The 19,506-nt window shown below is 38.1% G+C and carries 18 protein-coding genes; 14 read left to right on the plus strand and 4 right to left on the minus strand.

The window, feature by feature from the left end:
• The first annotated feature begins 118 nt into the window (after window positions 1-118).
• The 6 genes from QM810_RS07540 to QM810_RS07565 all read left to right on the plus strand — a co-directional run bounded on the left by QM810_RS07540 (window position 119) and on the right by QM810_RS07565 (window position 7,127).
• Window positions 119-1,012: an ABC transporter ATP-binding protein gene (locus QM810_RS07540; protein ID WP_414254408.1), complete on the plus strand. Its 894-nt coding sequence runs from the start codon at window positions 119-121 to the stop codon at window positions 1,010-1,012.
• Window positions 1,009-2,208: an ABC transporter permease gene (locus QM810_RS07545; RefSeq protein ID WP_414254409.1), complete on the plus strand. Its 1,200-nt coding sequence runs from the start codon at window positions 1,009-1,011 to the stop codon at window positions 2,206-2,208. Before QM810_RS07540 ends, QM810_RS07545 begins: the two co-directional genes overlap by 4 nt.
• Window positions 2,209-2,385: 177 nt before the next feature.
• Entirely contained in the window at window positions 2,386-2,961 is a 576-nt protein-coding gene (gene rpoE / locus QM810_RS07550; RefSeq protein ID WP_414254410.1) for a DNA-directed RNA polymerase subunit delta, read from the plus strand.
• Window positions 2,962-3,228: 267 nt separating this feature from the next.
• Window positions 3,229-4,836, plus strand: coding sequence for a CTP synthase (locus QM810_RS07555; protein WP_414254411.1), 1,608 nt, complete (start codon window positions 3,229-3,231; stop codon window positions 4,834-4,836).
• Window positions 4,837-4,933: 97 nt separating this feature from the next.
• Window positions 4,934-5,887 (plus strand): class I SAM-dependent methyltransferase, encoded by a 954-nt coding sequence (locus tag QM810_RS07560; RefSeq protein ID WP_414254412.1) that lies wholly within the window; start codon window positions 4,934-4,936, stop codon window positions 5,885-5,887.
• A gap of 49 nt (window positions 5,888-5,936) precedes the next feature.
• Window positions 5,937-7,127: an acetate kinase gene (locus QM810_RS07565; RefSeq protein WP_414254413.1), complete on the plus strand. Its 1,191-nt coding sequence runs from the start codon at window positions 5,937-5,939 to the stop codon at window positions 7,125-7,127.
• Window positions 7,128-7,186: 59 nt separating this feature from the next.
• Here the strand turns inward: QM810_RS07565 and birA are convergent, their stop codons facing one another.
• A complete protein-coding gene (birA, locus tag QM810_RS07570) occupies window positions 7,187-8,122 on the minus strand; it encodes a bifunctional biotin--[acetyl-CoA-carboxylase] ligase/biotin operon repressor BirA (RefSeq protein ID WP_414254414.1) in 936 nt (311 codons plus the stop codon).
• A 211-nt stretch (window positions 8,123-8,333) separates the two neighbouring features.
• On the opposite strand from birA, the gene QM810_RS07575 reads away from it, so the two are divergent.
• A complete protein-coding gene (locus QM810_RS07575; protein ID WP_414254415.1) occupies window positions 8,334-9,524 on the plus strand; it encodes an O-antigen ligase family protein in 1,191 nt (396 codons plus the stop codon).
• Between the two features lie 42 nt (window positions 9,525-9,566).
• Here QM810_RS07575 and QM810_RS07580 read toward each other — a convergent pair whose 3' ends face one another.
• Complete coding sequence (locus QM810_RS07580; RefSeq protein ID WP_414254416.1) at window positions 9,567-10,115, minus strand: NADPH-dependent FMN reductase; 549 nt, start codon at window positions 10,113-10,115, stop codon at window positions 9,567-9,569.
• Between the two features lie 261 nt (window positions 10,116-10,376).
• On the opposite strand from QM810_RS07580, the gene QM810_RS07585 reads away from it, so the two are divergent.
• The 7 genes from QM810_RS07585 (at window position 10,377) to QM810_RS07615 (ending at window position 17,778) form a co-directional block, all read left to right on the plus strand.
• Window positions 10,377-10,865: a DUF5590 domain-containing protein gene (locus QM810_RS07585; protein WP_414254417.1), complete on the plus strand. Its 489-nt coding sequence runs from the start codon at window positions 10,377-10,379 to the stop codon at window positions 10,863-10,865.
• Window positions 10,862-12,040, plus strand: a complete 1,179-nt coding sequence (locus QM810_RS07590) for a pyridoxal phosphate-dependent aminotransferase (RefSeq protein WP_414254418.1) — start codon at window positions 10,862-10,864, stop codon at window positions 12,038-12,040. The genes QM810_RS07585 and QM810_RS07590 overlap by 4 nt, the downstream gene beginning before the upstream one ends.
• A gap of 150 nt (window positions 12,041-12,190) precedes the next feature.
• Window positions 12,191-13,534: an asparagine--tRNA ligase gene (asnS, locus tag QM810_RS07595; protein WP_414254507.1), complete on the plus strand. Its 1,344-nt coding sequence runs from the start codon at window positions 12,191-12,193 to the stop codon at window positions 13,532-13,534.
• Window positions 13,535-13,804: 270 nt separating this feature from the next.
• The gene (locus QM810_RS07600) at window positions 13,805-15,004 is read left to right on the plus strand and encodes an MFS transporter (RefSeq protein ID WP_414254419.1); all 1,200 of its coding nucleotides are present in this window, start codon (window positions 13,805-13,807) and stop codon (window positions 15,002-15,004) included.
• A 67-nt stretch (window positions 15,005-15,071) separates the two neighbouring features.
• The gene (locus QM810_RS07605; RefSeq protein WP_006154672.1) at window positions 15,072-15,839 is read left to right on the plus strand and encodes an epoxyqueuosine reductase QueH; all 768 of its coding nucleotides are present in this window, start codon (window positions 15,072-15,074) and stop codon (window positions 15,837-15,839) included.
• A 295-nt stretch (window positions 15,840-16,134) separates the two neighbouring features.
• Window positions 16,135-16,908 (plus strand): class I SAM-dependent methyltransferase, encoded by a 774-nt coding sequence (locus tag QM810_RS07610; protein ID WP_414254420.1) that lies wholly within the window; start codon window positions 16,135-16,137, stop codon window positions 16,906-16,908.
• 12 nt (window positions 16,909-16,920) lie between these two features.
• On the plus strand, window positions 16,921-17,778 hold the full coding sequence (locus QM810_RS07615) for an Rgg/GadR/MutR family transcriptional regulator (protein WP_301559069.1): 858 nt from the start codon (window positions 16,921-16,923) through the stop codon (window positions 17,776-17,778).
• Window positions 17,779-18,102: 324 nt separating this feature from the next.
• On the opposite strand, the gene QM810_RS07620 is transcribed toward QM810_RS07615, so the two are convergent.
• Together QM810_RS07620 and recX are read right to left on the minus strand one after the other, a co-directional pair.
• On the minus strand, window positions 18,103-18,636 hold the full coding sequence (locus QM810_RS07620; protein WP_000775325.1) for a DUF402 domain-containing protein: 534 nt from the start codon (window positions 18,634-18,636) through the stop codon (window positions 18,103-18,105).
• Between the two features lie 88 nt (window positions 18,637-18,724).
• Window positions 18,725-19,501: a recombination regulator RecX gene (gene recX, locus QM810_RS07625; protein ID WP_414254421.1), complete on the minus strand. Its 777-nt coding sequence runs from the start codon at window positions 19,499-19,501 to the stop codon at window positions 18,725-18,727.
• Window positions 19,502-19,506 lie beyond the last annotated feature (5 nt).

A 19,506-nucleotide genomic window follows, 5' to 3' on the forward strand; every position in this document is an offset into this window, starting at 1 on the left:
TTTTATTATTTTTGGTATGAAAAAATCCAAGCAAATTCTACTAATAAAAATGTACATAAATCCTTGTAATGACTAAAAAAAGGAGTATAATGAGGGTAAGATTAGTAGGAGGTGGAACATGTTAGAAATCCGCAATCTTGAAAAAAGCTTTGGCCCTAAGCAAGTCTTGTTTGGCGTTGACTTTCAAGCTAAGTCTGGAAGAATTTTAGGTCTAGTTGGGAAAAATGGAGCTGGGAAAACAACCATTTTCCACAGTATTTTGAAATTTTTAGAATATCAGGGAGAGATTCAGTTTGATGGTCAGGAAATTCGTCAGGAAACCTATGCTCGGATTGGCTATCTACCCGAAGAACGTAGTCTCATGCCTAAATTGACAGTTCTCGAACAGGTGCGCTATCTTGCAACCTTAAAAGGCATGGATGCTAAAGAAGTCAAAGAAAAACTCCCTCAATGGATGGAAAAACTGGAAGTCAAGGGGAAACTGACAGACAAGATTAAGAGTCTCTCAAAAGGGAATCAACAAAAGATTCAGCTAATCATTACTTTAATGCATGAACCAGATTTGATTATCCTAGATGAACCTTTTAGTGGTCTGGATCCAGTCAATACCGAATTGCTCAAGCAGGTCATCCTCAAAGAAAAAGAACGTGGTGCAACCATTATCTTTTCAGACCACGTCATGACCAATGTCGAAGAGCTATGTGATGATATCCTGATGATTCGTGATGGGCGTGTCGTCTTGCATGGACCAGTCCAAGATGTTCGTAATCAATACGGCAAAACGCGACTCTTTGTTGCAAGTGAAAAGAGTCAGGAAGACTTGGAAAAGCTCCCACATGTCATTCATGCTAGCTTGACCAAGCAGGGAATTTGGAAGCTCATCCTAGATGATGAAAATGCTGGACAGGAGCTCTTTGCTATCTTGACTCAAGGACACTATATCGCGACCTTTGACCAGCAAGCTCCGACAATCGATGAAATCTTTAAACTAGAATCAGGGGTGGAAGTATGAGAAATATGTTGGTTGTAATCAAAGAAACTTATCTACGTCATGTCAAATCCTGGAGTTTCTTCTTTATGGTAATCTCGCCTTTTCTCTTTATCGGCTTATCTGGCGGAATTGGCTATCTCCAAGGTTCCTCTCTGGCTCAGAATAATAAGGTGGCAGTAGTTAGTTCGGTGCCTGCTGTAACAGAGAGTCTTAAATCGACCAATGGCATTAATTTTGACTATAAGGATGAAGCAAGCGCCCAAGAAGCCATCAAGGATGAAAAAATAAAAGGTTATTTGACCATTGATCAAGAAGGTAGTGTCCTCAAGGCAGTCTATCACGGTGAAACTTCACTAGAGAGTGGCATTAAGTTAGCTGTGACCACTAAGTTGAATGAGCTTCAATACCAACTCAATCGTTTGGAGGCACATTTATCTCAGGAACAGGAACAACACTTGGCACAAACGATTCAATTTACAGAGCAGATTGATGAAGCTAAGGAAAATAAAAAAATGGTCCAAACCTTTGCGGCTGCAGGACTAGGCTTCTTCCTCTATATGATTTTGATTACTTACGCTAGTGTCACCGCTCAAGAAGTAGCCAGTGAAAAAGGAACTAAAATCATGGAAGTGGTCTTCTCAAGTATTCGAGCTAGCCATTACTTTTATGCACGTATGATTGCCTTACTTCTTGTTATTTTGACTCATATTGGTATTTATGTTGTAGGTGGATTTGGAGCAATCTTATTCTTTAAAGATATGCCCTTATTAGCAAATTCAGGTGTTTTAAACCACTTGGGAGAAGCCTTTTCGGTCAATACCTTGTTATTTGTCTTAGTCAGTCTCTTTATGTATGTGGTCTTGGCTGCCTTTCTGGGCTCAATGGTTTCTCGACCTGAAGACTCTGGTAAAGCCTTGTCGCCTTTGATGCTTTTAATTATGGTAGGTTTTATTGGGGTAACCGCCTTAGGAACTTCTGGCGATAATTTGGTTTTGAAGATTGGTTCTTATATCCCGTTCATCTCAACCTTCTTTATGCCTTTTAGAGCTATTAATGGCTATGCAAGTAGTATAGAAGCATGGATTTCTCTTGCCATAACAGTCATTTTTGCAGTAACTGCAACAGTCTTTATTGGACGTATGTATGCTAGTTTGGTCCTCCAGACGGATGATTTAGGCATCTGGAAAACCTTTAAACGAGCTTTGAGCTATAAATAAAGTATTGGACCTGTGAGCCTATCTCTCAGGTCTTTCAATTAGCTGAAATATTTCACAATAATTTCTTCTAAACCTTTGACTAATAACGAAAATTATCGTACAATAAAGAGTACATGATAAAATGAGACCAGAGTTTGTATGCTTTGGCGTTAGTAGTAAAAAATGAGGAGAAACGCTTTGGAATTAGAAGTATTTGCTGGGCAAGAAAAAAGTGAACTATCTATGATTGAGGTGGCTCGTGCCATCTTGGAACTCCGTGGTCGCGATCACGAAATGCATTTTAGCGATTTGGTTAATGAAATCCAAAACTATCTTGGCACCTCTAATAGCGATATTCGTGAAGCACTACCTTTGTTCTATACAGAATTGAACTTCGATGGTAGCTTTATCTCTCTTGGAGATAACAAATGGGGACTTCGTTCATGGTATGGAGTAGATGAAATTGACGAAGAAATCATTGCACTTGAGGAAAGTGATGATGAGGAAGTAGCACCTAAAGCTAAGAAAAAACGCGTTAATGCCTTTATGGATGGAGATGCTGATGCCATTGATTATGGCGCAGATGATCCAGAGGATGAGGACGCTTACGAAGAAGATCCAGCTCTTTCTTACGATGATGAAAATCCAGATGATGAGAAGAACGAAGTAGAAGCCTACGACGCTGAAATCAACGAAATCGCACCAGATGACCTTGGAGAAGATGTGGATCTCGTTGAAGAAGATGACGAAGATTCTGAGGAAGAGGAAGAATAATACCAAACAACAAGGAAATCTCCTTGTTGTTTTCTTTTCTGCAGTAGAACTATAAATCTAGCAAAGAGTGACATTTGACAAATGTGCCAAATTGAGGTAAGATATTGTTCGGGCACCTCTTTTAGAGGTCGGAGCTCCCTAGTAATTAGGGAGCTATTTTTGTTTTTCTGGGAACTTTTATCCTGGATTGTGGTTATTGATGAAGGTCTTGTTTACTATCTCCCCTACTAGCGAACAGGACCTTGAGCATTTTAGAAAGAGGAATCTATGTCTACGAAATATATTTTTGTAACTGGTGGAGTGGTGTCGTCTATTGGGAAAGGTATCGTTGCAGCGAGCCTTGGGCGTCTTTTGAAGAATCGTGGTTTGAAGGTAACTATTCAAAAATTTGACCCTTATATCAATATCGACCCAGGGACCATGAGTCCATATCAGCACGGGGAAGTATTTGTAACTGATGATGGGGCTGAGACAGACTTGGACCTGGGACACTATGAACGTTTTATCGATATCAACCTCAATAAATTCTCAAACGTGACAACTGGTAAAATCTACAGCGAAGTCCTTCGCAAGGAACGTCGTGGAGAATACCTTGGAGCAACTGTCCAAGTCATTCCACATATTACAGATGCCTTGAAAGAAAAAATCAAGCGTGCTGCCCTAACGACTGACTCTGATGTTATTATTACAGAGGTTGGGGGGACAGTCGGCGATATTGAATCCCTTCCATTCTTAGAGGCGCTTCGTCAAATGAAGTCTGATGTCGGCGCAGAAAATGTCATGTATATCCATACCACCTTGCTTCCTTACCTCAAGGCAGCTGGAGAAATGAAGACCAAGCCGACTCAACACTCTGTCAAAGAATTACGTGGTTTGGGAATCCAGCCAAATATGTTGGTCATTCGTACAGAAAAACCTGCAGGACAAGGGATTAAAAACAAACTAGCCCAGTTCTGTGATGTAGCGCCAGAAGCTGTTATCGAGTCATTGGACGTGGATCATCTTTACCAAATTCCTCTTAATCTGCAAGCACAAGGCATGGATCAAATCGTCTGTGACCATTTGAAGATTGATGCACCTGCAGCAGATATGACAGAGTGGTCAGCTATGGTTGATAAGGTTATGAACCTCAAAAAACAAGTCAAAATTGCACTTGTTGGTAAATATGTCGAGTTACAGGATGCCTACATCTCAGTTGTTGAAGCCTTGAAACACTCTGGTTATGCAAATGATGCAGAAGTAAAGATTGATTGGGTCAATGCTAATGACGTGACAGCTGAGAATGTTGCAGAACTCCTAGCTGATGCTGATGGAATCATCGTTCCAGGTGGTTTTGGTCAACGTGGCACTGAGGGTAAGATTCAAGCGATTCGCTATGCTCGAGAAAATGATGTACCAATGTTGGGGGTCTGCTTGGGAATGCAATTGACCTGTATCGAGTTTGCCCGTCATGTTTTGGGACTTGAAGGAGCTAATTCAGCAGAGCTAAATCCTGATACCAAATACCCTATCATCGATATCATGCGTGATCAGATTGATGTTGAGGACATGGGTGGAACCCTTCGTTTGGGACTTTATCCTTCTAAGTTGAAACGTGGTTCCAAGGCAGCTGCAGCTTATCATAATAAAGAAGTGGTCCAACGTCGCCACCGCCACCGTTATGAGTTTAACAATGCCTTCCGTGAACAGTTTGAAGGAGCAGGATTTGTCTTCTCAGGTGTTTCACCAGACAATCGCTTGGTCGAAATTGTTGAAATCCCAGAAAACAAATTCTTTGTGGCTTGTCAGTATCATCCAGAACTTTCAAGTCGTCCAAATCGTCCAGAAGAACTCTACACTGCATTTGTAACAGCAGCTGTTGAAAATAGTAAATAGTAGAATAAACCTTTGAGAGTCATCTCAGAGGTTTTTAATTTGTTTTCAGTATTATGAAAATCTGGAAAATCAGCTCTGAATTTGGTAAGATAAGATTATGGATTTTGAAAAAATTGAACAAGCATATACCTATTTATTAGAAAATGTCCAAATCATTCAAAACGATTTGGCGACTAGCTTTTATGACGCCTTGATAGAACAAAACGGGATCTATCTCGATGGTCAAACCGCTCTGGAGCAAGTCAAAAAAAATAACCAAGCCTTGAAACGTTTGGCACTTCGAAAAGAGGAGTGGTTACGGACCTATCAATTTTTGTTAATGAAGGCAGCTCAAACAGAATCTCTTCAAGCCAATCACCAGTTCACACCGGATGCGGTTGGTCACTTGATGATTTTTATCATAGAGCAACTTTTTCCTGCTGAAAATATGAGTCTATTAGAGTTGGGTTCTGGAATGGGAATTCTGGGCGCTAGCTTCTTAACGTCCATGAACAAAAAGGTAGACTATCTGGGAATAGAACTTGATGACCTCTTGATTGACTTGGCGGCAAGCATGGCGGAAGTAATGGATCTTCAAATGGGCTTTGTCCAAGGAGATGCAGTACGTCCACAAGTATTAAAAGAAAGTGATATCATTGTAAGTGACCTGCCTGTCGGTTACTATCCAGATAATCAGACAGCCTCGCGTTATCAAGTGGCAGCCAAGGACGAACATACCTATGCGCATCATCTGTTAATGGAACAATCACTCAAGTATCTTAAAACAGGTGGTTATGCGATTTTTCTAGCTCCAACGGACCTCTTGACGAGCCCTCAGAGTGAACTTTTAAAATCATGGCTGACTGAAAAAGCCCAACTAGTAGCAATCATAGCTTTACCAGAGGATCTCTTTGCACACGGAGCTCAGTCTAAAACAATTTTTGTTCTACAGAAGAAGACGGGAGAAGGGATTGAACCATTTGTTTATCCACTTACGAGTCTTCGTGACCCTGAAATTTTGATGGAATTTAAGGAAAATTTTCAAAATTGGTGTCAAGAACATGAAATCTAATATAAATTTTGATATAATAGTTGAAAACGCTTAAAAAAGGGGAAACATTATGACAAAAACCATTGCAATTAACGCTGGAAGCTCAAGCTTGAAATGGCAACTCTACCAAATGCCAGAAGAAAAGGTACTTGCAAAAGGTTTGATTGAGCGAATCGGATTGAAGGATTCTGTTTCTACAGTTAAATTTGATGGTCGTTCTGAAGAACAAGTTCTTGATATTGAAAACCATACCTTAGCTGTTAAGATTTTGCTTGATGACTTGATTCGTTTTAATATTATTAAATCTTATGATGAGATTACTGGTGTTGGACACCGTGTCGTTGCAGGTGGTGAGTACTTCAAAGAGTCTACAGTTGTTGAAGGCGATGTCTTGGAAAAAATTGAAGAGCTAGGACTTCTTGCTCCATTGCACAACCCTGCAAATGCTGCTGGTATTCGTGCCTTCAAAGAATTGTTGCCAGATATCACAAGCGTAGCAGTCTTTGATACATCATTCCACACAACAATGCCAGAAAAAGCATATCGTTATCCATTACCAACTAAGTACTATACAGAAAACAAAGTTCGTAAATATGGAGCTCACGGAACAAGTCACCAATATGTTGCTCAAGAAGCAGCAAAACTATTGGGCCGTCCACTTGAAGAGTTGAAATTGATCACGTGCCATATTGGTAACGGTGCTTCTATCACAGCTGTTAAGGGAGGTCAATCAATCGATACATCAATGGGATTCACTCCACTTGGTGGTGTTATGATGGGAACTCGTACAGGAGATATTGACCCAGCTATCATTCCTTATTTAATGCAATATACAGAGGACTTTAACAAGCCTGAGGATATCAGTCGTATTCTTAATCGTGAGTCAGGATTGCTGGGTGTTTCAGGTAAGTCTAGTGATATGCGTGATGTGATTGCTGCAATGGAAGCAGGGAATCATGATGCTGCTTTGGCCTTTGAAATGTATGTTGACCGTATCCAAAAACATATTGGCCAATACTTGGCAGTCCTAAACGGGGCAGATGCTATTATCTTTACTGCTGGTGTTGGTGAAAATGCAACGCTTGTCCGTGAGAAAGTCATCTCAGGAATTTCTTGGTTTGGTTGTGATGTAGATCCAGAGAAAAATGTTTTTGGTGTTACTGGAGATATCTCTACTGATGCTGCAAAAATTCGTGTCCTTGTCATTCCAACGGATGAAGAACTTGTCATTGCGCGTGATGTGGAACGTTTGAAAAAATAAACGATAAGAAAATCGACCTCTCTATCGAGAAGGTCGATTTTTATGTTGTTGACGAGTGTTTACCATTTGGTAAGCGAAACCTCGCCACTGTTGAGCCAAATTTTTTCACCAGTAGCTAATTCTATCTGCAGTTGGCCCTGATCCGAAATGTCACACGCTTTTCCTGTGATTATTTCCTGATCTTTCTTGAAGGAAACTTCTTTTCCTAAAACGATGGAGCATTTTTTATAGAGATAAAGCAGTTCATCGGCATCTGTTTCGTAGAAACATTTCCAAATTTCAGCAATCAGTTCATTGCGTGTAATGGGGCTACTTTTAGAAAAGAGACTTCCAGCTTTTCCTTGCAGATTTTTGGGAAAATCAGCGATAGAAAAGTTGATTCCAACACCAATAATAACATCTGTAACAAGGCCGGTTTCGATAGAAGTAATGGCTTCTGTTAGGATACCGGCTATTTTTTTCTGATTTAGATACAGATCATTTACCCATTTGATGTCTAAATCAATCAAGCTCAAATTTTTAACAGCCTTATAAATAGCAGCTGCAGTTAAGAGTGTATAAGCTGGTAAATCTAGATAAGAAAGATTGGGTTTGAGGTGGAGAGACATATAGATTCCCCCCTTGTCTGGAGAGTAGTAGGGGCGTTGAAATCGACCACGGCCCATCGTTTGGCTAGTTGAAAGGTAGAGTGTATCTCCTTTGGCACCAGCTTCCATGGCCTCCTTAGCATCACTTTGGGTTGATTTGGTGATAGGTTTAAATTGAACTGAGATTGGGCTGTTAGCTTCTATTTCTTGAGGTAAGATTAGGTCACCATGAAGAAGTTTGTAACCACGGTTTTTGATGCTGTCAATTTCTAAACCTTCTTGTTGGAGGCGTTGGATAGCCTTCCAAACAGAGGTGCGAGAGAGGTTTAATATTTCAGCGATTTTCTCTCCGCTTAAATAATCTGTTTCATGAGCTAAGATTTTGTAAACTTCTTGGTAGGATTTCATACTAGGTCCTTTCTGAAACAACTAGATTTATTGTACCATATTTTTAAAAAAGGATGCGTGGTTTAAGAGATATCTTCACCCACTATAAAATTTTACCTAGTTTTAGTTAGGGTGCCATGGACAAAGTGGTTTTCAAATCATTTGAAAAATGGTAAAATGTTTTAATAGTTTATTTATCTGAGCTTTATAGCGCAGAGAGAAAGGATCTGTTGTGAAATCAATAGGTATCATTGAAAAATTGAAAGGCTTGTCTAAGCAAGAACTAGTCTTGCTAACTGTTATTCTAAGTATTTTCTTGCCTTTTTATATTTTCGTTATTATTTTTATCGCCTACTTAATAGGTCTTATATTTACAGGAGAGATGAAGGGGATATTAAAACGATTATGCCACCATTCTATCTTGCTTATATTTATTGGCTATAGTGGTGTTATCTCTCTTTTAGCTCAAAATATGATGGGGTTGGTTTCCACTTTAGGGATGTTCCTCTTTGCGATTTTCTTTTACTATTACCAGGCTCATCTAACCCCTAAATTTTTTAGATTAGTATTACAAGGAATTTTATCGCTTAGTGTGCTAGCTTCAGTTTTCGCAGCTCTGGAGCATTTTCAAATCGTTAAGAAATTTGATTATACCTTCTTATCACCAAAGATGCAGGTTTGGCACCAGAACCGAGCAGAAGTAGCCTTCTTTAATCCAAATTATTATGGAATTATCTGTTGTTTCTGTATCATGATTGGATTTTACTTAATTAGCACAACTAAATTGAGATGGTTAAGAATTTTCTCTCTGATTGCGATTTTTGCGAATTTATTTGGACTCAACTTTACTCAAAATAGAACAGCTTTTCCAGCCATTATCTTTGGTGCGATTATTTATCTGTTCACAACCATTAAAAACTGGCGTGCCTTCTGGCTCAGTATTGGAGTATTTGGTGTTGGTCTAGCCTTCCTCTTCTCGAGTGATTTGGGAGTTCGAATGGGAACGCTCGATTCATCTATGGAAGAACGAGTATCTATCTGGAATGCGGGTATGACCTTATTCAAACAAAACCCCTTCTGGGGTGAGGGTCCCCTAACCTATATGCACTCTTACCCTCGTATTTTTGCTCCTTATCATGAACATGCTCATAGTATTTACATTGATACGATATTGAGTTACGGTGTAGTAGGGACGGTATTATTAGGGATTGCCTCTTCAGACCCAATCCGAAAATTAATCGATATGAGTCAGGAGCCGAGCAAGCGTCCGATTGTTGGTCTTTATCTTTCGTTTTTAACAGTAGTTGCTGTGCATGGAATTTTTGATTTGGCCCTCTTTTGGATTCAATCTTCCTTCATCTTCCTTTTGGTAATGTGTAGTTTGCCATTAAAACATAGTATGATCGGTGAATTTGTTGAATAAACAAAAAGATAGTAGAAATGAGATTTTCTACTATCTTTTTTATTATTGAATAGCTTGAAGTAAATCTTCCGCTTGCTTTTCTAGAGAAGCAGCGACGCTATCTTCGAGGACTAATTGACCATCTGCCCAGGCAGAATCATTGATACGAGATGCAGTAAATTCACCTACAATTTGTGTACGGATAAATGGCAAGAGGTCTTTGTAAATTGCAAAGAGTTGATCATGACCTGCATTAGCTACAGAAGATACCGTAACAATCTTATCTTGAAGAGCAGATGCTCCACGAGTGTCAGATAAGTCAATTGCGCGTGAAAGCCAATCTAGTAAGTTTTTTACAGTCCCTGGAATTGAGAAGTTGTAGACTGGAGAGAAAATCCAGATAGCATCAACAGCTTGAACTGCTTCACGTGCAGCTGCAACAGTTGAAAGTGTAGGAACTTCAAAATCTTGGCTAAAGAGAGGAATAGCTGAGTAGTCAAGGTAGCTAACCTCAGCCTTACCTGCAAGAGCTTTTTCGGCTTCTAGTGCCATTTGGTGGTTGAATGAACCTTCGCGTAATGAACCAACGATAAATAATACTTTTTTAGACATAGGATGTCTCCTTTTAATTTTATTCAGATTTACTCTGTTGTTATAATATATGTTACAACAAGGCAAAATTATTTGCAAGAAATTTGCTCAAAATATAAAAAGTATTAAATTTGAAGCTATCAATCATGAGATTGTAGATAAAGAAAAGCCTATAGCTCAATAGTTGGAGCTTATATTTGAATGCCTGAAAGTAGGTTAGAGTTCAAGAATCTCCCCCTTAATTCACTTGTAATTCAATAGGATAGATGGTAAAATAGACGAGTGAAAAAGAGACAGAAAAAAGAAAAAAATTCCCTATTATTTCAGTACATTATTGGTATAACTTTGTTAACTCTAGTCACCACTTCTTCCTTTCTCTACTTGGTATGGCTTAGTATGAAACCTTATCAAACTGCAAAAGTCGAAGGGGAAAAACTTGCCAAGCAGTATGCAAATCTAGAAATGGTTAGCCAGGTTGATATCTTCAATGGTTTAGAAAGCTATTATAGTGTTTTTGGTCAAGATAAGAATCAGAAACCAGTTGCTGTCTTAATAGAGAAAAGTAGCAATAATATTTACGTATATCAACTAGAAAATGGTACTTCTCAAGAAAAAGCAGAAGCAGTTGTCAGAGAAAAAGGAGCAACTGAGATCGACAAGATTACTTTCGGGCGGTACGCTGATAAGCCCGTCTGGGAAATCGAGTCTGGAGGAGACTATTATCTAGTAGATTTTGAATCTGGTAGCCTAATCGAAAAGGAGAAGCTATGAAACTATCCAAGCGTGTATTAGAAATGGAAGAAAGTGTCACTCTGGCTAGTGATGCAAGAGCAAAGAAGTTAAAGGCTGAAGGAAAAGATGTTCTTTTCTTAACTTTAGGTCAGCCCGATTTTCATACTCCTGAAAATATTCAAGATGCTGCTGTTGCGGCTATTCGAGATGGACGAGCTTCTTTCTATACGGTAGCTTCAGGTTTGCCTGAATTGAAAGCAGCGGTTAATACTTATTTTGAACGTTATTATGGTTATTCTGTGGCGGCAAACGAAGTCACTTTTGCTACAGGTGCCAAGTTCTCCCTTTATACTTTCTTTATGGCTGTGATTAATCCAGGTGATGAGGTCATTATTCCAACACCTTACTGGGTTAGCTATGGGGATCAGGTTAAGATGGCAGAAGGTGTTCCAGTCTTTGTCCAAGCCAAAGAAGACAATCACTTTAAAGTAACTGTGGAGCAATTAGAAGCAGCTCGTACAGATAAGACCAAGGTCTTGGTTCTCAATTCCCCATCTAATCCTACCGGTATGATCTATTCTCGTGAGGAACTCTTGGCTATTGGGAATTGGGCTGTTGAGCATGATATTCTCATCCTAGCAGATGATATTTATGGTCGTTTGGTCTATAACGGAAATGAGTTTGTGCCAATCTCTAGTCTATCAGAAGCGATTCGCAACCAAACCATTGTCATTAACGGGGTATCAAAAGCCTACGCAATGACAGGTTGGCGTGTAGGTTATGCAGTGGGTGATCCAGAAATCATTGCTGCTATGAGTAAACTAACAGGTCAAACGACTTCAAACCTGACTGCGGTATCTCAATATGCAACGATTGAAGCGCTAACTGGACCGCAAGACTCTGTAGAAACTATGCGTCAGGCTTTCGAGGAACGTTTGAATACCATCTATCCACTCTTGTGTGAAGTCCCTGGTTTTGAAGTTGTCAAACCACAAGGAGCTTTCTATCTCTTTCCAAATGTCAAAAAAGCTATGGAGATGAAAGGTTATAGCGATGTAACAGCATTTACAACGGCTATCCTTGAGGAAGTTGGTCTGGCCTTGATTACAGGAGCCGGATTTGGAGCACCAGAAAATGTTCGTCTCAGCTACGCAACAGACTTGGAAACTCTAAAAGAAGCCATTCGTCGTTTGCACCAATTTATGGAAAAATAAGAAGTTAAACCTCCGTCCTTTTGGCGGAGGTTTTTGTAGCTAAAAACTTATGAATTTCTATCAAACAAGCTAGCTATCAGCCATTATTTGTGGTACAATAGTGGGTAATAATGTCTTTGGACAAGTTAAACGAAAAAAGGAAGATAAATGATGACAAAACGTGTAACAATTATCGAAGTAAAAGATTACGTTGGTCAAGAAGTCACTATCGGTGCTTGGGTTGCCAACAAATCAGGAAAAGGGAAAATTGCTTTCTTGCAATTGCGTGATGGAACTGCCTTTTTCCAAGGAGTTGCTTTTAAACCAAACTTTATCGAAAAATTTGGAGAAGAAGTAGGTCTTGAAAAATTTGACACCATCAAACGCCTAAGCCAAGAAACATCTGTTTTCGTGACAGGGATTGTTAAAGAAGACGAGCGTTCTAAATTTGGTTACGAGTTGGATATTACAGACATCGAAGTTATCGGTGAATCTCAAGATTACCCAATCACTCCAAAAGAGCACGGAACAGACTTCTTGATGGACAACCGTCACTTATGGCTTCGTTCACGCAAACAAGTAGCTGTCATGCAAATCCGTAATGCTATTATCTATGCAACTTATGAATTCTTTGATAAAAATGGCTTCATGAAGTTTGATAGCCCAATTCTTTCAGGAAATGCAGCGGAAGATTCAACTGAATTGTTTGAAACGGACTACTTTGGAACACCAGCCTACTTGAGCCAATCAGGTCAGCTTTATCTGGAAGCTGGTGCTATGGCCCTTGGTCGTGTATTTGACTTTGGTCCAGTATTCCGTGCTGAAAAATCAAAAACTCGTCGTCACTTGACTGAGTTCTGGATGATGGATGCTGAGTACTCATACTTGACACACGATGAGTCACTTGACTTGCAAGAAGCTTATGTGAAAGCTCTTCTACAAGGTGTTCTTGATCGTGCCCCTCAAGCCTTGGAAACCTTGGAACGTGATACAGAGCTCTTGAAACGCTACATTGCAGAGCCATTCAAACGTATCACTTACGATCAAGCCATTGACCTCTTGCAAGAGCATGAAAATGATGCAGATGCTGACTACGAACATCTCGAGCATGGCGATGACTTTGGTTCACCACACGAAACTTGGATTTCAAATCACTTTGGTGTACCAACCTTTGTCATGAACTACCCAGCAGACATCAAGGCCTTCTACATGAAACCAGTTCCTGGTAATCCAGACCGCGTTCTTTGTGCGGACTTGCTCGCACCAGAAGGGTACGGAGAAATCATCGGTGGTTCAATGCGTGAGGAAGACTACGATGCCCTTGTTGCGAAGATGGAATCACTTGGTATGGATCGTACAGAATATGAATTCTACCTTGACCTTCGTAAATATGGTACAGTACCACACGGTGGATTTGGTATCGGTATCGAGCGTATGGTAACTTTTGCAGCTGGGACAAAACACATCCGTGAAGCCATTCCGTTCCCACGTATGTTGCACCGTATCAAACCTTAATAGCTATAAAAACGCCGTCTGGCGTTTTTATACTCTTCGAAAATCAAATTCAAACTACGTCAGCTTCACCTTGCCGTATCTATGTTACTGACTTCGTCAGTTCTATCCACAACCTCAAAACAGTGTTTTGAGCAGCCTGCGGCTAGCTTCCTAGTTTGCTCTTTGATTTTCATTGAGTATTACTTTAAATGAAAGAGTTGGAGAAAATGTAGGCAACTCTCAGTAAGTCTTTTAGAAAAACTCATATTATATATTGAAAGAGAGAAAACGATGTTTAAAAGAACTTACAAACGCAATATTCCACTCCTGGCAGGACTGGAATTCACATCTTATTTTGGGATTACCAGTTTTTGGATTTTGTTTTTTATCCAAAATGGTCTTTCCTTACTTCAAATTGGTCTATTAGAAAGTATCTTTCATGGGACAAGTCTCTTATGTGAAATCCCATCTGGTATGTTGGCCGATCGATTTAGCTACAAGACCAATCTCTATTTGGCTCGCTTGGCCAGTATTGTATCCTCTATCTTGATTTTGTTTGGTCAGGGGAATTTTTGGATCTATGCTCTTGCCATGATGGTCAGTGCTTGGTCCTATAATTTTGACTCGGGAACCAGCACCGCTTTCTTATATGATTCTGCGGTAGAAGCGGGTCAAAAAGACCGTTATCTTCAGATTTCTAGCTTTTTGTCTGGTGTGGCAGAAGTGACTCGAACCCTAGGTACAGTTGTGGCAGGATTCTTTATTCACGGAGCCTTGGCTTGGACCTATCTAATCGCTATTGGCTTATCATTTCTTTCTATAATCTTGATTTATTTGATGAAAGAACCAATGGCTAAGAGAGAAATAAATGAAATCTTAACCTTTAAAAAGATTGTCCTGCAAGTTCGAAAAGAATGGCATGAAAAACCAGTACTCTTTTATTGGATGCTGACTTATCAGCTAGTCGGAACACTCATGTGCATGTTTTACTTTTACTATCAGCAGAAAATAAGTGACTTAGCAGGATGGCAGGTATCGCTGGTCATGCTGATTGGTAGTGGCTTAAATCTTATAGCAGTTTATGTAGCTAGTCAAATTGGTAAAAAATGGAATAGCAATCGAGTTTTTCCGACTCTTGTTGCACTAACGGGTTTAGCCTTGTTGTTGGTGTTTTTTGGAACTCCCTTTGCTTTTCTTCTCGTATATCTTTTAACCGATACACTCTATGCAGTTTATCAGCCTATCTATTTCAATGACTTACAAGGCTATTTACCGTCTAGTGTAAGAGCAACTATGCTTAGTATCAATTCTATGCTCTTTAGTTTATCTATGATTGTCATTTTCCCACTGACAGGTTGGTTGATTGATCGTTGGGGTCTTGTAGCTGTCTTTTTAGTTCTAGGTCTTATCTTGCTTTTAATCTGCCCTATCCTAATAATCGGTCTGACAAGAATGGGCAAGGTATTAAATCAGAACTTAAAAACTGGATAAAGCATGAAACCTTATTTGCCCAAAGAGCCTTCTTGTGATAAAATAACAAGAAGAAAAGGAGAAGAGCATGATTGATGTAGAAGAAATTCTAAGCAAGATGAATCCCAATCAAAAGATCAACTATGACCGTGTCATGCAAAAGATGGTCCAAGTTTGGGAAAAAAATGAAGAAAGACCAACTATTCTCATGCATGTCTGTTGTGCTCCCTGTAGCACCTACACTCTAGAGTACTTGACCAAGTATGCGGATGTGACCATTTATTTTGCAAATTCAAATATCCATCCCAAAGCTGAGTATCATAAGCGTGCCTATGTAACCAAAAAATTTGTCAGTGATTTCAATGAGCGAACTGGAAATAAGGTCCAATACCTAGAAGCTCCCTATGAACCCAACGAATACCGTAAACTGGTTCGAGGTTTGGAAGAAGAACCTGAAGGTGGGGACCGTTGCAAGGTTTGCTTTGACTATCGTTTGGACAAGACAGCGCAAGTGGCTATGGACTTAGGCTTTGACTACTTTGGCTCAGCCCTAACCATCAGTCCTCACAAAAATTCGCAAACGATTAATAGTATTGGAATTGATGTGCAGAAAATCTACACCACTCACTATCTTCCGAGTGATTTTAAGAAAAATCAAGGTTATAAACGCTCTGTAGAAATGTGTGAAGAGTACGACATTTATCGCCAATGTTACTGTGGCTGTGTCTATGCAGCTCAAGCTCAAAATATTGACTTGGTACAGGTCAAGAAGGATGCAACCGCCTTTATGGTTGATAAGGATATCGAGAAAGATTATTCTCACATCAAATTTACTGTTACAAAGTTAGATATTTAGACGAAAACCTGCCTCAAGGCAGGTTTTTTACTAGGGAAAGGTGATGGAGAGAAATCGATGGACCAATCTTTGAATTCCTACTCCTAGAATCTCAATCCTTTAATAAATCAGTGCATCTTAAAACTTGTGGATGAAAAATGAAGTTTTGATCAAAGGTTTTTTTTTGGAATTTAGAAGACTGATAAACAGTTCAATACTGCAGTAAAATTATTCCTTTTTGCATTTATACAACTTATTTAGCACTGTGTTTATTCTTGTGATATAATGTCAAATTATAGAGTGGAGGTCATTTTAAATGATTGATGAAGTAATTGAACAATATAAAAGTCATGATAATCTTGATATACGAGTGGAATTACATAAGAGGTATTCTAAAAATAAATTGGGATTTAACAATTGGATATTTTCTAACTACCAAAATACTGATGAGGTAACGATTCTAGAATTGGGATGTGGTACAGGAGAACTGTGGAAAAGTAATCTTGATTCAATAGACAAGATGAAGCAATTGATTATAACGGATTTTTCTAATGACATGGTAGAAACTACGAAGTTAGTGATTGGGAATAGAGATAATGTCAACTATGAAAGAATGGATATCCAAAATATTTCTTTTAAAAATGAAACTTTTGATATTGTTATTGCTAATATGCTTCTACATCATGTAAATGACATTGATAAAGCTATCTCTGAAGTGAATAGAGTATTAAAAAAAGGAGGAATTTTTTATTGTGCTACATTTGGTGAAAATGGAGTTGTAGATTATTTGGCAAGCTTATTTAAAGATGTGGTTAATCAAAATTTGGAAAATAAAACTTTTACTTTACAAAACGGGAAGACTTTTTTAAATAGGTATTTTGACACTGTGGAAAAATTAATTTATGATGATGAGCTACAGGTGACAAGTATAGACGATCTAGTTCAATATATTCAATCCTTGAAAGGAATTTCCGAAATAGGTTCACTAGAAGAGGAAATAATTCGTAATAGATTAGAAAGTGAGTTTAATAATGGTATGTTGATTATTCCTAAAGAATATGGTATGTTTATCGCTCGAAAAGAAAGTTAAGGGAACGAAATTGTGAAAAATTACGGAGAAGCTTTTAGATATTTTAGAAAATTAAACGGATATTCTTTAGAGTATGCTGCAGCTGATTCTATATCTAAATCTCAACTTTCTAGATTTGAAAGGGGAGAAAATGAAATTTCTCTTTCAACGTTTTTTGAATTATTATCAAATATCAATGTTTCGATCGAGAATTTTTGTAATTATCTAGAACATTATAAAAGATCGGAGCTTGATGATTTTTTGGTTAATTTATCTCCAAATTTTTATAGTTTGAATACTAAAGGATTGGAGGAAATAAAAAATGAGCAACAAAAACTTTTTGAGAAGAGTGGAGAAAAAACTTATAGAATAAATACAATTATGGTTCAGGGACTATTAAATCAGATAGATTGTAATTATGTAGTTAGTAGAGATGATCTAAATTTAGTATATGACTATTTATTCCAGAAGGAACGATGGGAGTCCTATGAGATAGCGCTGATTGGTAATTTATATCATCTTTTTGAAATAGATTATATCTACAGGGTCGGAAAAGAAATACTAGAGCGTACACATTATTACGAAAAAATCGGTAAGAATAGAAATTTAGTTGTGTCAGCTTGTTTAAATTTTTGGTTCTGTTGCCTTGAAAATTCACATCTATCATATGCAGACTACTTTGAAATGAAATTAAGAAAATTATTAAAAGATGACACAAAAGTCTTTGAAAAATCTACATTCAAGTTTGTAGAAGGATATAAAATATACCTGATCGAATCTAAAGAATCTGGAATTAAACAAATGCAAAATGTCATTAAATACTTTGAGTTTATTGAATCTAAAAATATTGCTTTATATTTTCAAAAACGATTAAATGAGCTGGTAGATTAAATAGCATTTTCTCTGTTAAGGTATCCTTTTAAAATGTTGTACTAAAAGATTGATGTTATATAGAAATACAAAAACTAAATAATTTGATACGAAGGTGATCTGAATTCTTTTATAGCAATCATCTTCGTATTTTTGTATTAAACGATATAAGTTTGTTGTAAACTTACAAGGAACAAAGAAATTAAAAAAATATTAGTCTATCCATTTATTTTGTATATCTCGCGAATTCTATCATAATGGATTTATTCCTTTTTGTGTTTATACAACTTATTTTACACTACCAAAAAAACGAGGTCAGGATTTTAATCCTGACCTCTGACAACTTTACCGATTCTTTAGTTCTACGTAGCGTTTGTACCAAATGTTGACATAGGCTTCTGAGAAAGGACCTCGCTCATTGTTAATCCAATCAACAAGAATCTTTACATGCTCTTTCAGAATATAGTCTAGATCAGAAGAATACTTCATTTTTCGCTTATGTCGTTCATACTCCTCAACGTCCAAGAGGCGTTTTTCACCATCTGTAAAAACTTTAACATCCAAATCATAGTCAATGTATTTTAAAGCTTCTTCATCCAGATAGTAAGGACTTGCCATATTGCAGTAGTAGGAGATACCATTTTCACGAATCATAGCGATAATATTAAACCAATATTTCTTGTGAAAGTAAACAATAGCCGGTTCTCGAGTCACCCAACGACGACCGTCACTTTCGGTAACAAGTGTGTGGTCGTTGACGCCGATAATAGCGTTCTCTGTTGTTTTTAGTACCATGGTGTCCCGCCAAGTACGGTGGAGACTCCCATCATGCTTATAACTTTGAATTGTAATAAAGTCGCCTTCTTTTGGAAGTTTCATAACTAACCAACTTTCTACAATTTATAAGTTTATCGTTTACTATTGTATCACATTTTTGTTTAAAGTTCTTAGTTTTTTCATGAAAAAATTAAAGATATTCTCTGAGAGCGCTGGCTATATCCGAAAAATCATAACCTTTTCTTGCTAAAACTTGTGTCAAACGTTGTTTCAGTTCGTATCCTTCATACTTTCGTGAATATTTCCGATATTGCTTGTCCAACTCTTTAAAAATTAGTTCCTGAACAGTTTCCTCTTCTACCTGACTATCCAGTTGGTCAAAGGCTGTTTTAGCTTCTGAGTAGGAAAATCCTTTATTGGTTAGGATTTGGATAATCTTATCCTGTAGAGCACGGGCAGGTAATTTATCCTGGTATTTTTTCAGTAGTTTTTCAGCCGTGCGTTCAGCGACTTCCATCATATCAAATTCTTGTAAGACTTCTTGGATGATGGATTTGGCAACTCCCTTTTGAGAAATCTTCTGCATCAGCATATAGCTTCCCTTGTCACCAGATAGCTGATTAGAGTTGATAATAGCATAGGCATATTGTCTGTCATTTATCCAGTTGTCATCTTTTAGAGATTGGATGACTTTGGGTATGATGTTCTCATCGATTTCATGTTTACTTAGATAATCTCGGACTTCTTTTTCAGTACGAGCCTTGAAGGATAAGTGGTAGAGTGCTAGATTCTTTCCGTAGGAAAATTGTGCAAAGGTCTGGATTTCTGCAAACTCTTCGGGACTAATGTCCTTATCTTTGGTCAACATAAAGCGAACAATGGTATCCTCGGTAATGTAGCAAGTTTTGTCGCTATCAAGCTCTAGCAGATAGAGTCTTTTTTTCTTTTCTAGTTTTGTGATTTTCATGGTTT

It is taken from the genome of Streptococcus infantis, assembly GCF_047464155.1.
Classification (GTDB): domain Bacteria; phylum Bacillota; class Bacilli; order Lactobacillales; family Streptococcaceae; genus Streptococcus; species Streptococcus infantis_U.

Coding starts and splice junctions, on each gene's coding strand:
- QM810_RS07610 (WP_414254420.1), top strand. CDS start 16,135: ATGATTGATGAAGTAATTGAACAATATAAAAGTCATGATAATCTTGAT.
- QM810_RS07620 (WP_000775325.1), bottom strand. CDS start 18,636: ATGAAACTTCCAAAAGAAGGCGACTTTATTACAATTCAAAGTTATAAG.
- QM810_RS07540 (WP_414254408.1), top strand. CDS start 119: ATGTTAGAAATCCGCAATCTTGAAAAAAGCTTTGGCCCTAAGCAAGTC.
- QM810_RS07555 (WP_414254411.1), top strand. CDS start 3,229: ATGTCTACGAAATATATTTTTGTAACTGGTGGAGTGGTGTCGTCTATT.
- QM810_RS07580 (WP_414254416.1), bottom strand. CDS start 10,115: ATGTCTAAAAAAGTATTATTTATCGTTGGTTCATTACGCGAAGGTTCA.
- QM810_RS07565 (WP_414254413.1), top strand. CDS start 5,937: ATGACAAAAACCATTGCAATTAACGCTGGAAGCTCAAGCTTGAAATGG.
- recX (WP_414254421.1), bottom strand. CDS start 19,501: ATGAAAATCACAAAACTAGAAAAGAAAAAAAGACTCTATCTGCTAGAG.
- QM810_RS07590 (WP_414254418.1), top strand. CDS start 10,862: ATGAAACTATCCAAGCGTGTATTAGAAATGGAAGAAAGTGTCACTCTG.
- QM810_RS07600 (WP_414254419.1), top strand. CDS start 13,805: ATGTTTAAAAGAACTTACAAACGCAATATTCCACTCCTGGCAGGACTG.
- asnS (WP_414254507.1), top strand. CDS start 12,191: ATGACAAAACGTGTAACAATTATCGAAGTAAAAGATTACGTTGGTCAA.
- QM810_RS07605 (WP_006154672.1), top strand. CDS start 15,072: ATGATTGATGTAGAAGAAATTCTAAGCAAGATGAATCCCAATCAAAAG.
- birA (WP_414254414.1), bottom strand. CDS start 8,122: ATGAAATCCTACCAAGAAGTTTACAAAATCTTAGCTCATGAAACAGAT.
- QM810_RS07545 (WP_414254409.1), top strand. CDS start 1,009: ATGAGAAATATGTTGGTTGTAATCAAAGAAACTTATCTACGTCATGTC.
- QM810_RS07560 (WP_414254412.1), top strand. CDS start 4,934: ATGGATTTTGAAAAAATTGAACAAGCATATACCTATTTATTAGAAAAT.